General features: G+C 40.4%; 2 protein-coding genes, 1 pseudogene and 1 CRISPR repeat array. All 3 genes and pseudogenes read right to left on the reverse strand.

Translation table 11 applies throughout. From position 1 onward, the window contains the following. The first annotated feature begins 140 nt into the window (after positions 1 to 140). Positions 141 to 830: direct repeats of the CRISPR family, unit length 37 nt; unit sequence GTTCCAATTAATCTTAAACCCTATTAGGGATTGAAAC. 297 nt (positions 831 to 1127) lie between these two features. Then, on the reverse strand, positions 1128 to 1400 hold the full coding sequence (locus O9290_RS22020; RefSeq protein WP_002788612.1) for a lipopolysaccharide assembly protein LapA domain-containing protein: 273 nt from the start codon (positions 1398 to 1400) through the stop codon (positions 1128 to 1130). Positions 1401 to 1565: 165 nt separating this feature from the next. Then, positions 1566 to 1721 (reverse strand): annotated as a pseudogene (locus O9290_RS22025) (IS4 family transposase); the annotation flags it as partial. Between the two features lie 331 nt (positions 1722 to 2052). Beyond that, complete coding sequence (locus O9290_RS22035; protein WP_147072683.1) at positions 2053 to 2982, reverse strand: NAD(P)H-dependent glycerol-3-phosphate dehydrogenase; 930 nt, start codon at positions 2980 to 2982, stop codon at positions 2053 to 2055. Between the last annotated feature and the right edge of the window lie 232 nt (positions 2983 to 3214).

Below are 3214 nucleotides of genomic sequence, written 5' to 3' on the forward strand. Positions count from 1 at the left end.
TTTCTAACACTTTCTGGTATAGTTCACTTATCATTTTCGTTATTTAGGTCATATATGGTAAATATGACTTATCTTTTTTTGGAGTCTGTGTCTGTATTCCATGCTACATAAGCTTTTCAGCTGGCTTGTCCCCCTGTCAGGTTCCAATTAATCTTAAACCCTATTAGGGATTGAAACAAGCGGAAACGCGGGGATAGATTAGATGATGACTGGTTCCAATTAATCTTAAACCCTATTAGGGATTGAAACGGTTATTGAAACAGCTAAAAAAGACTTAGAAATCCAAGTTCCAATTAATCTTAAACCCTATTAGGGATTGAAACGGGCTTAACGCGATCGGGTTTCTAACCGACTTTCAAGTTCCAATTAATTTTAAACCCTATTAGGGATTGAAACATGGCCAGCGCACAGACGGGCAAGACTGAGGCGGTAGTTCCAATTAATCTTAAACCCTATTAGGGATTGAAACAACTTCCCTATTCCCTGGTCAGATGGGAGAGCTAGTTCCAATTAATCTTAAACCCTATTAGGGATTGAAACAACGTCGCGCCCTTCGTAAATGCCCTAGTTACAGCGTTCCAATTAATCTTAAACCCTATTAGGGATTGAAACTGTTTGTGGTTGAGGTCGGCTGTGCCAGTGCGATCGTTGTTCCAATTAATCTTAAACCCTATTAGGGATTGAAACATGATTTGGTGAAGTGGTACGTTCCGATTATAGAGTTCCAATTAATCTTAAACCCTATTAGGGATTGAAACGACGATGCCGCTATCCTTATCTTTCGTGATTTGATGTTCCAATTAATCTTAAACCCTATTAGGGATTGAAGTGAAGGGAATTTCTGAAATGGAATTCAGTCTGTCTATATTTGACTATACTTTTACTAACTAGGGCTTGCTGAATAATGGTAAAACCCTTTTAAAATAAGGCTTTTGACCTGTTAAAATCCGATGTTCATGCTGCGAAAATCGGATTGGGACCCTCAAAAACCTTGCATTATCCTTCTTATAGTACAAATTTGGTACAAAAAGAGAGGGCAACAAAGCCTGAAACGACCGGCTACTGACGACCGACGACCGGCTACTGACTCCTAACCCCACCAACAAACTTTTTGCCGCAAACCCTATCTAAAAATCAAACTCGTCTAACCCCGGTTGTGGGGGAGGAAAGCGACTGCGAGGAGATTTTTTCGACTTTCTCAAAAAAGCGGGGATAAATGCGGCCATAAAAAATCCAATTCCCAAAGAAAAAGCCAATAAAACACCGATAGGTACTTTAATTGACTCAAATTGTAGAAACTTTAAAGAAACTGGTTGGATATTTTGAATAGCAAAAACTGCCATGGTCATAATCCAGCCGCCGACAATAGCACTAGCTAAAAAATTACTAATTGTATTCATGCTTGTCCTCGCCATGTTTGTGGGAGATTTTTTCAGGTTTTGTAGGCTAATTTCGCAGTTAGCTCCCTATTAATACCATTTTTCTTTATTCGTGGCCCTCCTATCCATTAGTCGCATCTTTCTTAACATAAAATTTGACAAAAAGAGAAAAGTGTGCAAGATTGCTCAAGGGGGTTCTATGGGGGAAATAATTTGATCAGATAGTTTCCAAGTCTGGCTGATATCATCTAACCTTCCCAGTCCTAACCAAATAGTTTTAACACTAGGTTCACCGTCGCCTTTTCTACCTAAAAAAACCCCAAGAGAAGCAATCATTCTCACCACTGAAGGTTGAAAATAGGGTGAATTCCCAAAATCAGATGTGGCACTGACGGCGGCTAGATTTGCCGAGGAATGTCGTACTCTTGTACTAAGTTGGCTGGCCAAGTTTTCCACGATACTGATTAATCTTTTCGGTTCTTCTGGTGTCCCCTAGCTCTGCATACTGTAATTCTTGGGCTGCCCATTTCTCCATTTTTTTGCTCACCTCCACCTTGATTCCTTCTTTCAAAACTATACCTATCAATCGGTTCCCCTTTTTTTAAGTTTCTTCTCTTTTTGTTAAGAAAGCTCCGACTAACTGATTACTGATCACTGAAAAATCTCTTGTCTCTTAATCAAATTCTGCTTTTAAATCCCGACGCATCAATTCATAAACGGCAACTTGGGGAGAAATTTCCCCGCGCAAAAGACGATCAACTTGGCAGGTAATCGGTACATATAAATTTTTTTCTTGGGCAATTCTCATCAAAACTTCTGTGGTATTTATTCCCTCGGCAGTTCCCTCTAACTTTGCTAAAATCTCAGGCAAAGATAAACCTAAAGCTAATTGATAACCCACTTGATAATTGCGAGATAAAGGACTATTACAGGTGGCTAATAAATCCCCTAAACCCGATAAACCGAAGAAAGTTTCTTGACAACCTCCTAGACAAGTTCCCACCCGAACTATTTCCGGTAAAGCGCGAGTTAACAGGGCAGATTTGGCATTAGTACCTAACTGTAAACCATCGCAAACCCCAGAAGCGATCGCCATGACATTTTTGAGAGTGCCACCTAACTCAGTCCCCAAGGGATCGCTATTAAGATAAACCCGAAAAGATTCCCCAGATAATAATTTTTGTAACAATATTGCTGCTTTTTGCACATAACTTGCTACCACCGTGGCAGCGGGTAAACCTTGATTAATTTCTTTAGCTAAATTGGGACCGGAAAGAACCACAAGGGGATTAGCGGGAAAAGCTTGATTCCACAGATGAAAAGGGGTACGAGTGGTGATTGGCTCTAATCCTTTAGTAGCGGTGACGATAATTATGCGAGAATTTAATTGTAATTGCTGTAATTTTTCGATCGTTGGAACAACTCCTTTAATCGAAACTGCTGAAATAATTACCTCAGTATCTGCTATAATAGCCCCTAAATCTTCCCCAGTATGACGCGACCAAACCCTAACAGCTAAGTGATTAAGTCTAGCCAAATTAGCGAGAGTTTGTCCCCAAATTCCCCCACCTATAACCGTAATTTTCTTGGCATTTTCTAACAACTTTTATTCTCCTCCTTATTAGTGATCCCTGATCAGTGACTGGTTAGAAATGATTCGATTTGAAGGTTATGAGTCTTAAATGAAATTATTCACCGATTACTGATAAGTAGGTAGGTGTTAAAAGTTGTCAGACACCCCCCTTATCAAGGGGGGATTAAGGGGGGATCGGCACCCCCCTTATCAAGGGGGGATTAAGGGGGGATCGGCACCCCCCTTATCAAGGGGGGATTAA

Source organism: Microcystis sp. LE19-41.2A (assembly GCF_027530405.1).
Classification (GTDB): domain Bacteria; phylum Cyanobacteriota; class Cyanobacteriia; order Cyanobacteriales; family Microcystaceae; genus Microcystis; species Microcystis aeruginosa.

What these genes read in the sequence shown, in the direction of transcription:
- O9290_RS22020 (WP_002788612.1), bottom strand. Translation starts at nt 1,400, where the DNA reads ATGAATACAATTAGTAATTTTTTAGCTAGTGCTATTGTCGGCGGCTGG.